The organism is Herpetosiphon gulosus (genome assembly GCF_039545135.1).
GTDB lineage: Bacteria > Chloroflexota > Chloroflexia > Chloroflexales > Herpetosiphonaceae > Herpetosiphon > Herpetosiphon gulosus.
Genome location: NZ_BAABRU010000004.1, coordinates 240,442 through 252,920, shown reverse-complemented (window position 1 = coordinate 252,920; position 12,479 = coordinate 240,442). Strand labels below are relative to the sequence as shown.

Here is a 12,479-nt window from a genome sequence, read left to right as displayed (position 1 = left end):
TGAATCATATAACCTTTTCAAACCAAGCAGCTCGCAAAAACCGATGCGATTGCTGAATCCGTTGGCCTTGCTTGGTGTACTGGGTCGTCCATATCGGCGTGAGAATACCCGACTCACGCACATCGTCGATGGTCGCAATGAGCAGCTGGCTGCCGGGCCAGCCGATTTCCCACGCATCAAGCACGGCCCGTTTGCGGCGTTCGCTCGGCACGGTAAAGGCAATTAAAGGCCAGCTATAGCGCCCTTCCCAATACTTCGATCGATATAATTCCCCATACGAATGGGCTTTCCCCGTAATAATACTCAACTCCTCGGTTCCCCGATCGATTTCAATCGCATACAGTTGATCAATTTGCCCTTGCTGTTGGCCAATCCCAAGCCATGGATACAACGACGAGCGCTCAGAATCGGGCTGCGTCGCATCGGCCCAGCGCCGCACCACAACAATGCCATCAGCGCGTGGCCGTGCGGTTGGGCCTAAGTCCATCTCAATATAACTACTCATGCCGACAATACCAGGCACATACGGTAGCGACTGAATCAAGCTGGTGATGAACTCGGCATACTCAATTTGGTGTTCGGCTTGATGTTGGGGATTAAACATCGTGGGAGCCAGCCGCTCACTGCCTTCCTCCAGCATGGGAAAGGCCTGTTTGACGATCTCCCAGCCAAGGGGCGTGAGACTATATAAGCGGCCATGGCGTGTCCACCCGATCGCACCACGCGGATCATAGCCATGCGATTGAAAGTGTTCGCAATAGATCAGCAGCTTGGCATCAACCAGCTTGGCCAACGTGCGATTGACGGTCTGAATCGTCACGGTAAACGGATGGCCCCACGCGGTGCGCAGGTGGCGTGACAGCAAGCGACCAAGCCGAGCAACGAGCAGCAGGATGTGCAGCTCAGTGGGATTAAGGCCAACGGAGGTATGGGTTGTCATTCAATCACTCCTCACACGATAATTGGTGGCTGTGCAGCCTGTTAAAGAATGTCGGCACGACCAAATAGCCAATTTAGGCGATTCTAGTGCGCTATTTTTTACTTGGCGATTTGTAGACCATCTGAACGCGATATGAACACGGTTTGAACACGATATGAATGGGCAAGAATGCCGCAAGCATCCTGATCACCAAATGGCCGTGGCTTGCTTAATGTAGCAGCCACGGCCTCGAATACTCAATTAAAGTCCACTAAGCCAGTGTTCATCGGTTCGTACTGGTTCAGGAATAGCGTGTTGCCACTCATGCAAGCGTTCTGCAAGCAGGGTATCACCTTCGCCGCGATATTCCCGCCATGACTTCGCCCCTTGGATCGAAAAAGCATGAATAAGCACAGGGATATGCGGCAAGACAAGCGCTGGCGGAACGGCCATCAGTGCGACCGTCCAGAGCTGGTGAGCATCGCCCTTGGCATCGATCACCGTTTCCGCCAGCAGGGTTTCGAGCGGCGTGCTTTGGGGAACACGCAGATACAACCCAAGAAATGGGCAGACGAGCACGCTACACAGTGCACCACACAGATAGCGCGGTGGCTGCTGAACACGAATCAGGGCAGCATCCAGTTGCTGAAAGAGGGTCATGGTCGCCTGTTGCAGCAAGGGAGCGAGATCGTGCGGCTCGGTGCTCGGTGGGGTCACGGTGATTTGCACGGTATGCTGGCCGTGTTTCGGCAGATCAAGGGTTTCGGTCAAGGTAATGGTCATCGGTGTCGTGGTCATAAGAATGATTCCTTTCGGTATTAAGCGCCAAGATCAAGCACCTGCTTGACATGGCGAATTTGGCTGAGACGGCGCGTGCGTTTGCCACCCAAGCTGTCAATAATTTCGTTGCCACTTTTGCCAGCAAGGATGAGCTTGGTAATCAGGATGACATCGGTCAACGTGGCCTCATCAATCAGGCTCTCATCGCTAGTTCCCATGGTTCCAAGCGGGGAATCACCTGCGGGATCTCCCATGGAATCGGGAACTCGCCACAGGCGTGCTGGGTCAATCGGGCGGGTCGATAACATCCACGCCGGTTCGCGATTGCACCAAAACCATTGACAATTCCACTCAATCGCCGCAGGCCATGGGGCAACGAGGGGCGACTTCATTTTCTCCAAGGCCCGATCGCCAATCGCAATCCAGAGCAAGTTATCGAGTGCTTCGCTATCGCCTTCAATGCCCAGTGGTTTGACTAAGGTGGTTTGGGTCACAAGGATCAGATGCATGCGATACTTGGCGGCTTGGCGGAGCATTTCGCCCACAAAGCGCTGCGCAACAGGCACTTTAGGTTTGGCGGCTGAGCCATCTTCGCCATGCACCTTGCTCATGACATCAGGCGCTTCTTCCAACACCACCGTAATCGGATCAAAATGATTCACGCCTGTGGCCGCAGCGGCCTTGCGTCGCCCTAGCTCAGCCAGCAACGCTTTCATCACGCGGTTGATCGCCGGATAGTCATAGATTTGTGGCAAGCCGCCGTAATCATTCGGTCGCGCATGTGAGTTGAGAATCACCAGCTGGTGACCATCGACGGCGCGAAGATAGGTCAGGGCCATACTCAGTACCGACTTGCCTTGGCGCGAGGGGCCAGCAATCCCAATATGCGGGCGCTTGGCCAAGGTGTCGAGCAGCATGGGCCATGAATAGGTTGATAAACTGGTGGTCGTGGGTTCCGGTGAGGTTTCACCACGCGGACGCTCCACCACGACTGGCCGTGCCGGATTTGTCGCACGCACGGGTGCGGTAGGCGCAGCGGCATGGCGGCGTTCGCTGGTAGGGGTGCGTGCATGCCACCACAGAAACGTGCCAACAAAACTACAGGCAAACAGAAAAATCAACGGATAGAGCCACGGCGAATTAATATCCATGCGGATGCTCCTGTACAGTGCGGCCAAAGGCCAGATATTCGGGCCACCGCGCTGAGACAACCCCGAGCGCCAAGCCTGCACCCCACGCGAGGGCCAGCGCTGGCAGGCCGGAAGCCAGTTTGTAGGCGATGGGGTAAAACAACCATTCACACCATTTATAGGCCGTAATCATGGCATCGGGAGCCAGAAAACAGCCATAGCCCCACGCAGTCCGGCGCAAGGTATAGAGTTGGCCAAGGAAGAGAAACAGCGCGACCCCCAGCCCCGCGAGGATGCCGCGATAATCACGAATTCCCCACAGCCAATGCTGAAAATCGCTCAGGGTCGAGACGGTGGTAACAATGCTATTGCCCCAGCCGAGCGTGCAGGCGAGGCCTTTGATGAGTTTGCGGCTAGGATCAAGGCGGTGCAGATCAAATAACACATCCGATGTTGTCATGGTGTTCTCCTTTGGTATACTAGCGCTGCATCACTTTGGTGTTCTCCGGTGATGCACGCCGCCGATGCTTATTCATCGGCGGTTTTTTGTTGGTCAAGCGCCGAATCATCTGCCGATGCGGAATCAGTAAGCGCGACACACTGGCATTCACGGAGATAGACATCGGCATAGCGTTGCAAGGGTGCGTCGTAGTAGACTGTGCCCACAGGCTGCGCCCCCCGTTTTAAGCGATAGCCTTGTTTGGCGATTTGGGTTTTCGTGATCAAATGGAAGCCCATGGTTGCCAGTAAGGGCATCCAGTGTTCGCGTTGCCCTCCGCCCCAGTGGAAGGGCTTTCCCTGTAATCCTTGAACCACGTCCTGCAAAACACGCGTGATTGTTTCAATCCGAGCCAGCACGGCTGAAGGTGAAGTCATAGCAGTTCCCTTTCATTTACACATCTTGGTACTCGGGATCAGGCGGAAGATCGAGCGTCGTGGGCGGCGGAACTGGGATTTGTTCAACAGGTGGTGTACTGGTGTGCAACGTGTGTTCAACAGATGGTGTACTGGCGTGTAACACGGGTTCAACGCTGGGGGAACGTGGGTGCAACGCTTGTTCAACAGGTTTCATCAGCACCGCCAGCAAAGTGTCCCGCACGGCGTGATCATCAAGGCGGGCGACGCTGGCCAAGGCATCGGCAGTGAATAGCTGGATGTTTTTGCCACAGGTGTGCAAGCCAATAATCACAAGGGCGCGAAGTACGGCGGATTCATTGCCGAGACTGGCAATCATCGCGCTCAGCACGCCGGAGCTGCGCGTCGTCAGGCGTTCATCAAAACTCATTGGCCAAACTCCTCGTAGCGCCGCGCACGGCGGGCATAGCCACGGGCGATCGCCGTTTGTGGGTTGGGTGCAACGATCGTTTGGCGGAAACGCTGGTGAATCGCTTGAACCAGCATGGGCATTTCTGCACCACCACCCGCCACAATAATCGCCGCCAGTTTCGCGCCGCTGCCCCACGCTCGCACAAGCGCATCCGCGACCTGTTGGCCATTGGCCAGCCATGGGCGATCCCATCCGGTTGGCAGATCGCATTCCTCACCCGCGACCCGTACATAGCCTGCCCGCACCGCGTGATCAACTTCGTGTAAAGTCAGATCAAGGTTGTAGCGCCCGCTAATCTTGGTCTGGAGCTGCTGGAGCGGACTGGCGCTACCCAACTCGAAGCTAATCGCACTTTCGGGCACCACATTCATCGCTTGGACAATGCAGGCATCCACGGTGTTGTGGCCCAAGTCAATCACCCCAACCCGACTCATCTCATAGCCACTAGTGGTAATCGCCCCACTGGGGTCGAGCAACACGCCATACAACGCGCCAAGCGGTTCACTAATCACGCGGATGCCCGTTTTCAGGGTTGTGCCGTGATAGTACTGGGTTGCAACCGCATCTCGCAGCCGCGACCCCAAGGCCACCGCTAAATCCCGTTCGCCGGACCAGGCCGCAGGGAGTCCAGTCACACATGCGCCACCACAGGGCTGCTTGAGGCGCTGTAACGCTCCTTTGACCAGCGCAGGGATAATGTGGCGATCGTAGAGCCGTTGTTGCGAGCGGAGTGATAAGGGCGCGGGGTGCAACAGGGCATCATCACCTGTCCACCAGAGTGTGCCGTGAACGTCCACGGTGGGCACATCGTGCAGATTGCCATCGGTGCTACTGGCGGGAGCCACCAGCGCTGGGAAAATAATTGTTTCTTCGTGATCACCAGCATTGATCGTATATTTGACATAGCCATGGCCAATATTGGCCCCATGGACGAGAGTGGTCATAACAGGCTCCTCGGCGATGGATGGGATACACCCACCCATCGCCGCTAAATATCAGGAGAAAACATTCAGGTCTTAGGCAACTGATTGAATCGGGCTAGGGGCGAGGTCGCCCGTCCACCAGCGATCAAGATGGGTGGCAATCCACGACCGTAAATCCATGCCACACTGCACCGCCATCGTGCCAAAATCGTGCGGGTCGGGCCGCATGCGGGCAACCTCTTTGCCTTTGAAGATATCGAGCCAATAGGCAGCGGCCTTATCGCCTGCCTGATCGGCATCGGTGGCAATGAAGAGCGGCTGACAGAGGCTGTATTGGACGAGCCAACGAAAGCCGCGCCCTTGGGTTGTGCCAATCGCCGCAACCCCGCTGAGTGGTTGCCCATGGCGTTCGAATTGGCCAAGTGCTTGTTGGGCCACCAACGCATCAATCGGCCCTTCCACCAGAATACCCGGGCGGCCTGCGCGGAAGGTATCAATGCCATAGGGCACATTGCTGCTGCCAGCAATCGTCACGTATTTCATGCCCTCGTCGCGCGGGGTCGTTTGGCGAATCGAGAGCTTCCAGAGCTGCCCATCACAAAACCATGGGATCACATAGCCCGCAGGCAACCACACGCCATCTTTCTTCGGGTCTGTCAGTCCCCACTTGTGCAGCGGACGGTAGAGCGGTTTGGGGTTGTAGCCAATCGCGGCAGCGCGGAGCGTATGATCGGTCAGGCCACGCTGGTGTAAGTAGGTGCGTGGCGAGGGCTGGCTATCCCCATCCTTCCACAACATATCAACCGCGTAGCCAAGAAAACTCAGGGCGGCTTGTTGCCAAAGCGCAGCGGGTGGCTCACAATCATTCGGTGGCTCAGGGTCAGGGACGACCTTCGTCGATGGTCGTGATTGCTCGATCGTCAACCCCAGTGTGGCAAAAGCCTCTTTGATCAACGCAGGCCACTCTGGATGATCGGTACTGGGGATAAAGCCGTGATCGCGTAGAAAGACAAAATCAATATCCGAAGCCCACGGCTGGCCATCGCGACAACTGCGACACCACCAGCGGCCACCACGATCCCCATGCGGTTGCACCCGAAAGCGATCCTTCCCTCCACACAAAGGGCATGCTCCCGCCCATTCACCGCCATTGGTTGCGGCCACTTTGCGCAGGGCGGTGCGCTGGCCAACCAAAGAAAGAAAATCATCGCCCGAAAGATGTTCAATCATTGAACCCTCCCACGAGAAGTGTCATGAAGTGTCAGAGAAGTGTCATGCAGCCAAAATCAACGATTTAGGGCTTTCCAATGGGATAGAACGGAGAAGTGTCATAGTGTCAGAAGTGTCATGCTATTTTTTGATTTTGTGTGGTCTCATCGGTCTCGCGTACATGTTCCTTATTAAATTGGACATGTCCCCTTATGACACTATGACACTTCTCAAGGAAGCGGCTCCCCAAGTGGGTTTTTAGCGTCATAAACCGTTTATGACACTTCATGACACTTATGACACTTCTCATGCGCTATATCTCCACAGTTGCATCACCCGACCGTTGGCGGCTTTGGTCTCCAGCACGTCAATTTGGCCTGCGAGGCGTAAGACTTCAAGGACTTCGGTGATCTCTTTTTTGGATTGGTTGGTTTGGCGGCAGATATCGCGCACAGTCAAGCCCGAGAGCGAGGCTTTGAGCATGCCGACCAATTTATCTCCCAGCTTGGTTTCTTCACTCCGAATCCCATCGCTCCAAATCCGATGCAAGTCGCTGCGCCAGCGCTCGACGATCGTGATTGCGCGTTTGAGGTGATCGAGCTGCATCATCACGGGTAACTCAGGGCAATCCATGGCGGCCAGAATCATGGCCACCCGCAACACATGCCCCGGGAAACGGGCATAGCTGGCATACAGCGTGTCGGGTAAGCCGTTATTGGGCAGGTCAAACCGGACGGCCTTGTCATAGCGTTTCCAGAGACTCATGACCCCGGGCGCGAGGCGGATAGCGCTGGGGGGATGCTCGTTATAGATCCGCACAAAGCGCTTGATATTTTCCTCGGGTACGTCATCAACCAGTTCAGCGTCGGGCTTCGGAAACAGCAAATCGAGGTGTTTCAGGCCATCGAGCAGCGCCGGGGGCATGGTGAGTTCATCAGGAAACTCGGCATAAATCGGGTCGTGCTCAGGAATCAGAATCGCGAAGCGACTCCATAAGCCTTCATCCCACAGCTTTTCGCTGCGCAGATGCTCCTCGATGTTTTTCGGTGTGGTTGCGCCAAGGAATGAAAGACTGGCATCACGGATGGTTGTTCGGCCATGGGTGATGGTTTCGTGGGCCAAGTATTCGGGATTATCAAACAGCTTGAGTAAGAGCGAGAGCAGCTCGGCCATATACTCTTTCTTCATATCGCTGAAGAGAAATCCCGCTTCATCAAGCAACCATGCCCGTTGGGCCGCTTGAGCGCGAGCGAGTAGCCATTGCTCACGGTCGTAATCACTGTAGCTGTCCAGTTTGTCAGGAATGACGGTCGAAAACTGCTGGAGCAGCGACTGGGGCGTGCTTTTGTCGGGTAGTAGCAAATGGCCAAGACCTGCGCGACGCAATACCCGCTCGACGACCTTCATCGCCGTCGATTTGGCATAGCGCCCAGGAGGAGCCACAAATAGCGCATAGACATTGGGGTAGTAGTAGGTTTCGCCAATTTGCAGATACAGCCGCCGCGCGATCGCGGTCGCCGCCAAAAAGAGGCCTGCCGCTTCATGAAAAATCGCGGGCGTGACCGGACTGGCATAACTGGCATAGCCGATATAGGTATCGAGCCAGTGGCCACATGCGCCGTGCTGCCGGATGGCTTTGCTCAATTCACTCGGTAAGGGTGGCATGGTGCGCAAGGCTGTGGGTGGTGCAGGGTCAACCACCAGCGCCGCAACGCGACTATCAACCCGCATCGCGGTTTCCAGTGCGGTTTGGACGGCAGCCGAGCCGCCCTGTTCAAAGGCATAGACTAAACTTTGGATCATCGATAGCCATTCGCCCCAATCACGGGTCAGGTCAAGGGTCTGGCCTGCCAGCAACTGCTGAATAGCAGTGCGCACCTGCGCATATAACGGTGTCGTCATTGATCTATCCTCGGTGCTGCGGGAGGATACTCACCACAGCACACTACTATCTCTATCGAAGGGCAAGGAATGAGGATGCTGCCCCAATCGCACATGGCCATTGGGGCAACTGGGTTTTACGACTCGGGCGTTTTCTCTTCGCCGTGGGCTGCATCAATCAAGAGGCGCTGAATTCGTTCCTGATTGGCCTCGATCTCTGCGAGCAGCAGGGCGATCTTGGTCAGGATAAGTTCGACGGCTTCGGGATTGTTCAAGTGATAGCGCTGATGCACCACTTGGTTGAGCAACTCTTTGGCTCGGATAGCTTGCTTCGACGATTGCGCGGCGTTCGCTAGCGCTTCGAGTCGATGTTCGTTCACCACGTTCGGCCAACGGAGTCGTCGCCGTGGCATCCACATCCCTTTCTTGGTGGTCGCCATTTACGAGGTCAAAGACAACCGCACGGGTTTGTTGGCGACGTTTGATCATGCGCCAGACTTGCCACGTAATAATGACCCCACCACCAATGCCAAAGCTGGCGATGATCTGGTGCTCATACTGGGGCCAGCTGGCGTTCGGCGTAAGGCGGATGGCGATCCCTGCGGCAGTCACGCACAGCAGGGTTCCGACAACCACTTCAATCCACGTCCAATCTGGCTCCAAATAGTGCTTGTAGCGTTCAAGCACCACGGCATACAGCATCGTGGCCATGGCCAAACCAATTCCAACATCGATGGGCATAGATCCCCCTATCAGCACGTTTTTTGTCAAAAACGTGCTGACTTTCTGTACACTTTTTCCCTTGTTTCTACCGGGATAGGTGGGCATACTGGAGGCTTATAAGCATGACTCCACCTTCTCGAGGAGGTTCACGCCTTGCCGATTTTGGGTCGCCTCATGGGATGAGAGTTGTGCATAGTGCAGAGACATTTGAATCGTTTCATGGCCCATCAACACCCGTAGACTTTCTGCATCAAGGCCTTTCTTGATCAGTTCGCGGGCGAAGGTGGCACGAAAGGAGTGAATCAAACGCCGCACATCGTTGCGGATCTCCGCGTCGGAGGCTAAGCGATCGAAGCTCTGGTGTACGCCGCTAATCGTCAGCGTTTTTTGCTGGCGATGGCTGACAAACAGCGCAGGGTTCGTATCCGTCCGACTGGCGATGTAGGTTCGAAGGACTTCTTGGGTCACGGATGAAATCCAGATATACCGATCCTTGCTGCCTTTGCCAAGAATCATGGCGCAGCCTTCCGAGTCAAAGCTAGTCCGGCGGAGTTGAATCAGTTCACTGACCCGAACGCCGGTATCCAGTAAGACACAGAGCATGGCTTTTTCACGAAGCTCGGCAACCAGCAGGAGGCGCTTAATTTGATCCATCGTGTAGTGGGCAGGCAAGCGCTTGGGTAATCGGGGTTTGAGTTTATCGGTCTTAATGGGTTGAATATAACCTTCTTCAGCAAGCCAGCGCACGAGGACGAGGGCATCGTTGAGATAACTATAGTGACTGGCAATGCTGATGTTTTGTTGGGCTAAGTACGCACTGTAGGCCCGCAATAACGCACGAGTGAGCACCTGATTGGGTTGTTCAACGACCCAAGCACCAAACCGTCCTAACCGGATACGGTAGGTAGTGATGGTAGCAGGGCTGCGGCGTTCGGCGATTTTGGCGGACAAATATTCTTCGATCCATTGCGTAATCATTAATCATGACCTCGATCTATCGCGGTATCCCACTGGGATAGCGTGTGCGTTCGCAGATACTCGACTCGAGGCCGCGCGGAGCGGAAAGAGTATGTGATGGGATACCCCCGCAGGTGGTGCTAAAGGGGTATCTCATGACAGGTCTTCAGACACACCGCGTTAAGGGGTGCTTGCACAACCAGCAATGGCGGTCGCCATTTTTTGGGTATAGCAAAGCAACCTACACGTTTGGTACTGGCAAAGGGCTGTGGCGAGGGTTACCGTTCCAAATTGGCGGCAACACAAAGCCAACCGTCATTCACCAATAGGTGTGAGGAAGACAGGAAACACACTGAGTCAAGGTCATGGGTATATCAAACTCAACCATCGTAACCTTGCATTGTGTCGATGGCGAGCGATGGCCGTCAATCTCCGAACGGCCATCTTTTATGAATTGGTTAAAGCCGGAGCGCATTGAATTATGAAGGCCGCAAGCGGCGTTCGTAAATAAAGAAGTCGGTGAGCAGGACTCCCAGACGACCTATGGTAAAGCTCCATGGATTCAATGATCCTGAATTCCCATGAAGCGTGGTGATAAGCAGCGTGTCATAGCATCTGTCCTGCTTATCCAGCAGGTGGCGTGTCATAGCATCAACCACCTGTTATTGGGTTTCTAGCAACGAGCGCATGCTAGAGCCAATGGGAAGACTATTGATGTACTAAAGCACCCGTTATCAATAGTCCTGTTGGTAAGCTCGAATGTGTCGAGTCAAGTTAGGCTTCAGCGTACCATATCCTACTCCAGCAGAACGTTAACGATCTCTAAGAAAATGCTGGTTAGGGCGACAGTGCATTGCAGCAATGTGGTGTTGCTGGCGAGCAAACAAATACCAAACCTCCTTCAAAGCAGCCTGTTGAAACAGGGTGCTTGCTTCGCATTTTAGGCGAACCTGTTAATCAATGGGTCCTAGGTTCGAGTCCTAGTCAGGGAGCCACTTCTTTTTACAAATGCATAATCCCTGATAGCTCAGTTGGTAGAGCGGTTGACTGTTAATCAGCATGTCCTAGGTTCGAGTCCTAGTCAGGGAGCCACAACCAACAAGCGTCCATCTGAGTAATCATGTGGGCGTTTGTCCATTAAGCACAAAAAATAAAAGCACTGCGTCAAACACAGTCGCTTGGTATCAATACATCATCAGGGGTAACCACCGTATTCCTGATCTGAACAACTGGCAGCGGTCGCATGAATGGCTACCATTCCTACAGCGATCTCAGCATGCCAAGAATCTTGTCCCCTTTATCGATTCAATTGGTAAGGTGCGTTAGTTTACAGAGGATACTCCACTCGCGATATAGCTGACGGTCGCCAAACACAAAGCGTATATCGCAATAGAACTGGCCCAACTATCAGACACTAGTTAGTCTGCTGAAGTTGGGCCAGTTCTATTTTAGATTCTGAATTTTCCGCTGAATCTTCAAGGTAAACTAACTCGCCAAAATCGGCCAGCGAGATCCCTAAAGCCTCACAAAAACGAGCAATTGTATCGCTTGTGCGGTTGATATAGGGGTTATTTTTGATAGCCGATATTCGAGATTGAGAGATATTTGTTCGCTTGGACAAATCTGTGACTTGAATTTTCTTCGCCACATAATTTCATCTAAGGTATGGGTATGCTTTGTCAAAAATGTGGATAATACGTTAACTTGGATCACAGAACCCTCTAGGGACAGAGTAGACAGCTCGGTGGTCGAATCGTAGGGACTCGACCACCGAGCTACATCGTTGTGGCGAGTTATGTACAATGGGCGTATGGTGACGTAACCCTGCCTTGGTGCTGGAGCGCATCATTGCTGTTTTACCTGAGACATGACAAGGAGGAACCATTCATGGCATGGGAACTCATATGGATGGCGATTGGGAGTATCGGTACCATCCTGCTTATTTGGTGGCGACGATCATCACGGTCAGGCCTGCCGCCGACTCCAGCTCCCCAGTTTTTTACACTTGAGCACATTGAAGCGGAGGCGCAGCAGCTCTCCAGCAAGATGGGTGACAACCCGAACTTTCCATCCAATATGTTGCCCCATGATGGCGTTCCTGATGGCTCGCAGTGGATGCAGCTTCTCGTATCTCAGCCGCAGCTCGCCCATAGCCTTATTCATCAGTTGTATTTGCGTGTCTATCGGCACGGTTTCGCTATGGCAGAGATTGCCACACTTAGAAGTATTGTGGCCTATCATGCCGCCCATGTCGTCATAACGCAGCATGATCCAGCAACCCTGCCTCAACCACGCATCTGGGATATCTATCCAACCCAAGCGCAGTGGGAAGAGATCGTTCATATGGACGCTGAACGGGCGTGTCGGTTGTTGCATGATTTGCATCTGCGTGCAGCACAGTTTGGACTGAATGTACCAGTTATGCTAAGTGAATCCATTCGGGTGGGCATAAGAACAATTCAGAACAACCATATGCGCACATAAGGGAATAGCGAGAACGGTGGAGACGGCACGGTCGGCAGGCGCTACACGGTCTATATTATTGCATCTCCCCATTGCCCGAATAGATATGCAAACCTGCTTATTTATCCACATCAGGCGATCATTGAAGAAAAAATAATAGAACGCTG

General features: G+C 54.1%; 13 protein-coding genes and 1 tRNA gene. 2 read left to right on the top strand and 12 right to left on the bottom strand.

Annotated features, from left to right (window positions below; genetic code table 11):
• Positions 1 to 4 precede the first annotated feature (4 nt).
• From ABEB26_RS06920 to ABEB26_RS06870, 11 genes are all read right to left on the bottom strand, one after another.
• A complete protein-coding gene (locus ABEB26_RS06920; RefSeq protein ID WP_345721240.1) occupies positions 5 to 940 on the bottom strand; it encodes a replication-relaxation family protein in 936 nt (311 codons plus the stop codon).
• Positions 941 to 1,180: 240 nt separating this feature from the next.
• Positions 1,181 to 1,717 carry a hypothetical protein gene (locus tag ABEB26_RS06915; protein ID WP_345721239.1) on the bottom strand — a complete coding sequence of 179 codons (537 nt, stop codon included), beginning with the start codon at positions 1,715 to 1,717 and terminating at the stop codon, positions 1,181 to 1,183.
• Between the two features lie 20 nt (positions 1,718 to 1,737).
• A complete protein-coding gene (locus ABEB26_RS06910; RefSeq protein WP_345721238.1) occupies positions 1,738 to 2,850 on the bottom strand; it encodes a hypothetical protein in 1,113 nt (370 codons plus the stop codon).
• Complete coding sequence (locus tag ABEB26_RS06905; protein WP_012188230.1) at positions 2,840 to 3,289, bottom strand: hypothetical protein; 450 nt, start codon at positions 3,287 to 3,289, stop codon at positions 2,840 to 2,842. Before ABEB26_RS06905 ends, ABEB26_RS06910 begins: the two co-directional genes overlap by 11 nt.
• 68 nt (positions 3,290 to 3,357) lie before the next feature.
• Positions 3,358 to 3,705: a hypothetical protein gene (locus ABEB26_RS06900; RefSeq protein WP_345721237.1), complete on the bottom strand. Its 348-nt coding sequence runs from the start codon at positions 3,703 to 3,705 to the stop codon at positions 3,358 to 3,360.
• A 16-nt stretch (positions 3,706 to 3,721) separates the two neighbouring features.
• Positions 3,722 to 4,114 carry a hypothetical protein gene (locus ABEB26_RS06895; protein WP_345721236.1) on the bottom strand — a complete coding sequence of 131 codons (393 nt, stop codon included), beginning with the start codon at positions 4,112 to 4,114 and terminating at the stop codon, positions 3,722 to 3,724.
• The gene (locus ABEB26_RS06890; RefSeq protein WP_345721235.1) at positions 4,111 to 5,100 is read right to left on the bottom strand and encodes a ParM/StbA family protein; all 990 of its coding nucleotides are present in this window, start codon (positions 5,098 to 5,100) and stop codon (positions 4,111 to 4,113) included. The genes ABEB26_RS06895 and ABEB26_RS06890 overlap by 4 nt, the downstream gene beginning before the upstream one ends.
• Before the next feature lie 72 nt (positions 5,101 to 5,172).
• A complete protein-coding gene (locus tag ABEB26_RS06885) occupies positions 5,173 to 6,309 on the bottom strand; it encodes a primase-helicase zinc-binding domain-containing protein (RefSeq protein ID WP_345721234.1) in 1,137 nt (378 codons plus the stop codon).
• A gap of 285 nt (positions 6,310 to 6,594) precedes the next feature.
• Positions 6,595 to 8,190 (bottom strand): DUF3987 domain-containing protein, encoded by a 1,596-nt coding sequence (locus tag ABEB26_RS06880; protein ID WP_345721233.1) that lies wholly within the window; start codon positions 8,188 to 8,190, stop codon positions 6,595 to 6,597.
• A 153-nt stretch (positions 8,191 to 8,343) separates the two neighbouring features.
• Positions 8,344 to 8,910: a hypothetical protein gene (locus tag ABEB26_RS06875; protein WP_345721231.1), complete on the bottom strand. Its 567-nt coding sequence runs from the start codon at positions 8,908 to 8,910 to the stop codon at positions 8,344 to 8,346.
• Positions 8,911 to 9,006: 96 nt separating this feature from the next.
• On the bottom strand, positions 9,007 to 9,870 hold the full coding sequence (locus ABEB26_RS06870) for a tyrosine-type recombinase/integrase (RefSeq protein ID WP_345721230.1): 864 nt from the start codon (positions 9,868 to 9,870) through the stop codon (positions 9,007 to 9,009).
• Between the two features lie 995 nt (positions 9,871 to 10,865).
• Here ABEB26_RS06870 and ABEB26_RS06865 point away from each other — a divergent pair.
• A tRNA-Asn gene (locus ABEB26_RS06865) sits at positions 10,866 to 10,941 on the top strand.
• 322 nt (positions 10,942 to 11,263) lie between these two features.
• Here ABEB26_RS06865 and ABEB26_RS06860 read toward each other — a convergent pair.
• Entirely contained in the window at positions 11,264 to 11,497 is a 234-nt protein-coding gene (locus ABEB26_RS06860) for a helix-turn-helix domain-containing protein (RefSeq protein ID WP_345721228.1), read from the bottom strand.
• A 239-nt stretch (positions 11,498 to 11,736) separates the two neighbouring features.
• Between ABEB26_RS06860 and ABEB26_RS06855 the strand changes: the two genes are divergently transcribed.
• Positions 11,737 to 12,333: a hypothetical protein gene (locus ABEB26_RS06855; protein ID WP_345721227.1), complete on the top strand. Its 597-nt coding sequence runs from the start codon at positions 11,737 to 11,739 to the stop codon at positions 12,331 to 12,333.
• Positions 12,334 to 12,479 lie beyond the last annotated feature (146 nt).

Coding starts and splice junctions, on each gene's coding strand:
- ABEB26_RS06895 (WP_345721236.1), bottom strand. CDS start 4,114: ATGAGTTTTGATGAACGCCTGACGACGCGCAGCTCCGGCGTGCTGAGC.
- ABEB26_RS06855 (WP_345721227.1), top strand. CDS start 11,737: ATGGCATGGGAACTCATATGGATGGCGATTGGGAGTATCGGTACCATC.
- ABEB26_RS06910 (WP_345721238.1), bottom strand. CDS start 2,850: ATGGATATTAATTCGCCGTGGCTCTATCCGTTGATTTTTCTGTTTGCC.
- ABEB26_RS06890 (WP_345721235.1), bottom strand. CDS start 5,100: ATGACCACTCTCGTCCATGGGGCCAATATTGGCCATGGCTATGTCAAA.
- ABEB26_RS06870 (WP_345721230.1), bottom strand. CDS start 9,870: ATGATTACGCAATGGATCGAAGAATATTTGTCCGCCAAAATCGCCGAA.
- ABEB26_RS06875 (WP_345721231.1), bottom strand. CDS start 8,910: ATGCCCATCGATGTTGGAATTGGTTTGGCCATGGCCACGATGCTGTAT.
- ABEB26_RS06915 (WP_345721239.1), bottom strand. CDS start 1,717: ATGACCACGACACCGATGACCATTACCTTGACCGAAACCCTTGATCTG.
- ABEB26_RS06905 (WP_012188230.1), bottom strand. CDS start 3,289: ATGACAACATCGGATGTGTTATTTGATCTGCACCGCCTTGATCCTAGC.
- ABEB26_RS06885 (WP_345721234.1), bottom strand. CDS start 6,309: ATGATTGAACATCTTTCGGGCGATGATTTTCTTTCTTTGGTTGGCCAG.
- ABEB26_RS06920 (WP_345721240.1), bottom strand. CDS start 940: ATGACAACCCATACCTCCGTTGGCCTTAATCCCACTGAGCTGCACATC.
- ABEB26_RS06880 (WP_345721233.1), bottom strand. CDS start 8,190: ATGACGACACCGTTATATGCGCAGGTGCGCACTGCTATTCAGCAGTTG.
- ABEB26_RS06900 (WP_345721237.1), bottom strand. CDS start 3,705: ATGACTTCACCTTCAGCCGTGCTGGCTCGGATTGAAACAATCACGCGT.